4 protein-coding genes are annotated in these 3,114 nt (G+C 66.3%); all 4 read left to right on the forward strand.

Annotated features, from left to right (window positions below):
• Positions 1-365 precede the first annotated feature (365 nt).
• The 4 genes from AB0J12_RS39485 to AB0J12_RS39500 all read left to right on the forward strand — a co-directional run bounded on the left by AB0J12_RS39485 (position 366) and on the right by AB0J12_RS39500 (position 2,867).
• A complete protein-coding gene (locus tag AB0J12_RS39485; protein ID WP_363269638.1) occupies positions 366-557 on the forward strand; it encodes a hypothetical protein in 192 nt (63 codons plus the stop codon).
• A gap of 188 nt (positions 558-745) precedes the next feature.
• A complete protein-coding gene (locus tag AB0J12_RS39490; RefSeq protein ID WP_363269641.1) occupies positions 746-1,942 on the forward strand; it encodes an IS701 family transposase in 1,197 nt (398 codons plus the stop codon).
• 260 nt (positions 1,943-2,202) lie between these two features.
• Complete coding sequence (locus tag AB0J12_RS39495) at positions 2,203-2,619, forward strand: DUF5958 family protein (protein WP_363269639.1); 417 nt, start codon at positions 2,203-2,205, stop codon at positions 2,617-2,619.
• 119 nt (positions 2,620-2,738) lie between these two features.
• Positions 2,739-2,867, forward strand: a complete 129-nt coding sequence (locus tag AB0J12_RS39500) for a TerD family protein (RefSeq protein WP_363269640.1) — start codon at positions 2,739-2,741, stop codon at positions 2,865-2,867.
• Positions 2,868-3,114 lie beyond the last annotated feature (247 nt).

Here is a 3,114-nt window from a genome sequence, read left to right on the forward strand (position 1 = left end):
CGCCGAGCACGAAGCCGCCTACTACGCGGCCGAACCCCCTGCGTCACTCCAGAAAACCAGCTAACTCAGCCTCCACAAAACCCGGGGCTTGACAACGTGCAACCGCTCGCGCAGGCGACCTCGTAGGACGCCGACGCGTGTCCTGCCCTCCAGGACCGGAAGACCTGTGTCCGACGGGTCCAGGAAGCGTCGGGCAATCAGGATGGGCGGGCGCAGCCATGTCCCGTGCTCTTCCCAGTGCTGCCCGACCTCGTGAGAGGGCGGATTTCGACCCAATACACCGGGTTCTTGGCGTAGCCCTCGATACAGCCGGCATCGGAAGCTCCGGTCGGCATCTCAAGCGGTTCATCGCCCGGAAGCTCGGCATGGGCCTCAACACCGTCCTCCGGTTCTCCCGAGCCGCCGAGCCGGAGCAACTGTTCACCGGCCAGTGGCAAAGCCGCCCAACCAAGCTCGACGCCTACAAGCCCTGCCTCGACCAGCGATGGCAGGAAGGCTGCACCAACGCCTCGAAACTGTGGGAGGAGATCAAGGTACAGGGCTACCCGGACGGCTAGTACTCCAGCCGGACTTCTGTATTTCTGCTGGTCAACGGCCTGGCGGTGGGGAGTGTAGCGGGGGCTCAGCATGCGTGGGGCGGTCTTGGACTGACCGTCCCACCAATGGGTGCCCGCGTCGCATGTAGTGACAGCGCGACGAGCAGTTCGTTGTCGTGATCCATGATGTACCGACGAACACCTGGGACCTGGAACTCGAAGAACTCTTCCTGAAGACCGGAGCTCGCTTCTGCCGTGTGGAGGTCCGGCGGCGGATGCGGGACTACGTCCGCGGACTGCTCGGCCCGGTAGGCCGCAAGAACAGCTGGCAGCTCGCCGAGTACGCCGGTCATGCCACCCCGCACGGCCTGCAGCACCTGCTCTCCCACAGCCGCTGGGACACCGACGGCTTGCGCGATGACTTGCAGGCCTACGTGGCCGAACAACTCGGCACGCCAGACGGTGTGTTGATCCTGGATGACACCGGCTTCGTGAAGAAGGGCACCACCTCCGCCGGAGTGCAGCGCCAATATTCCGGCACTGCCGGCCGCACCGAAAACTGCCAGATCGGGGTGTTTGCCGCCTACGCCACCACCCGTGGCCACACCCTGGTCGACCGGGAGCTCTACCTGCCCAAATCCTGGACGGAGGACCGGGAACGCTGCCGAGCAGCCCGCATCCCCGACGAACGCACCTTCGCCACCAAGGGCGACCTCGCCCGCTACATGATCTCGCGGGCCCTGGCCTCTCCGCTTTCCATTGCCTGGGTTACCGCAGATTCCGCCTACGGGCAGGACTCCCACTTCCGGCGTTTCCTGGAAGACGCCCAGCTCTCTTACGTCGTGGCCGTCCCCAAATCGCAGCAGGTCCACGGCCCACGTATCGACCATCTCATCGCCCAGGCGCCGTCCGAGGCGTGGCAGCGTCTGTCGGCGGGGTCGGGAGCCAAGGGCGAACGGTTCTACGACTGGGCCGCCGCCCGTCTGCCGGCCGTGGCCGAGTCCGATGGTGTCGAGCCGCCCCGGCAGCGGTGGATGCTGGCCCGTCGCAGCCTTGGCAAGCCCGACGAGATCGCCTACTACCTTGCCTGCGGTCCGCTGCAGGCCACCGTCGCCGACCTGGTCCGCGTCGCCGGCTGCCGCTGGAAGATCGAGGAGTGCTTCCAGAGCGCGAAGAACGAGTGCGGCCTGGACCAGTACGAGGTCCGCCGCTACGTGGGCTGGTACCGGCACATCACGCTCGCCATGCTCGCTCACACCTTCCTCGCCGTGATGGCCGTGCAGGAGCGCGAAAAGGGGGTGCCCAGGCCGACACTCCCGACCTCGTGGATCTCACGCCAGCCGAAATCCGTCGTCTGCTGGCAGCTGAACCCCGCGGCCATCCTCCCCGCCTCGACCACGCGATGAACTGGTCCCGCTGGCGGCGTCGCCACCAGGCACGAGCCCGACGCTGTCACTACATGCGAGGCGGGCACCCATTGGTGGGACGGTCAGTCCAAGACCGCCCCACGCATGCTGAGCCCCCGCTACACTCCCCACCGCCAGGCCGTTGACCAGCAGAAATACAGAAGTCCGGCTGGAGTACTAGTACTCCAGTGCGACTTCGTGATCTGGTTCGATGACCTTGCGGGGTAGGCAGCCAGGCTTGTTGTGGAGGTGGGGCAGGGATGGACGGACGCACGGTCATCCTGAACGAGTTGGCGCAAGGCATCCGTCCGCTCGCCCAGGGCGTCGGCTGGTTCGAGGGCCTCGCCGACGCTGAGCAGTTCGAAGTCCTGCGCGACCTGGCAGGGTTCTGTATCCAGGCCCGCGCAACCAGCGAGGACGGGCCGGAGAGCATCCGCAGAGCCGGCATCCGGCCCACCCACACCCCGGCCGTGCTGGTCACGCGGGGACGCCTCATCGAGCAACTGACAAAGATCATCAACCTTCCGCAGGAGGAGCGGGTCAAGGCATTCCGGTTGCTGGTCGCACTTCTTGGCGTCGCTGATGATCGGCGGCGGCTCCGCTTCTGTGCTGGCGGGTGCGGGCATGCCTGGCACCACCTGAGGACCGGAGCGGGCACCGAAACGGCCACCGCGTGATCATCGGGGGTTGTGTGGACTCCTGAAGATCGTGCGGTGGCCGCGGGCCACCGCGTAGACGCCGTCCGTTGGCGGGCGATGTCCGAGCAGGTCATGGCCAGGTTCGCGTGCCGGTTCACATGATCGTCGCCGAGTTGTACCGGCACACCACCGGCGGACAGCTGGTGTGGAAGTTGCGCGCGGTCGGTCAGGGCTGGTCGGACGGTCTGGACGGACTAGCCCGCGCACACGGTGTCGGCATTGAGTAGCGCTGCGCGGCGCCCTCCAACGAGAGCCACTAGCGACACCACCCGGGCTCACGCTGTGGTCGATCAGGCCATCGGAGTCCCGGCGACAATGGGTCGGATTCCGCCAAGCGAGGGCCTTGCCGTGGTGCGGGAGGTCTCCCAGCGCACGATCACCTAATAGGACTCCGTTAGGTCTTCTGGTTCGGGTTGTTCCTGGGCACGTTGGATGTGTGGATGCATACGAAGTGAAGCGTGTACGGGCCAGGTT

Source organism: Streptomyces sp. NPDC049915, assembly GCF_040656475.1.
Classification (GTDB): domain Bacteria; phylum Actinomycetota; class Actinomycetes; order Streptomycetales; family Streptomycetaceae; genus Streptomyces.

Bases quoted from the DNA above. Each gene is read 5' to 3' on its own strand.
- AB0J12_RS39485 (WP_363269638.1), top strand. From the start codon at position 366: ATGGGCCTCAACACCGTCCTCCGGTTCTCCCGAGCCGCCGAGCCGGAG.
- AB0J12_RS39495 (WP_363269639.1), top strand. From the start codon at position 2,203: ATGGACGGACGCACGGTCATCCTGAACGAGTTGGCGCAAGGCATCCGT.
- AB0J12_RS39500 (WP_363269640.1), top strand. From the start codon at position 2,739: ATGATCGTCGCCGAGTTGTACCGGCACACCACCGGCGGACAGCTGGTG.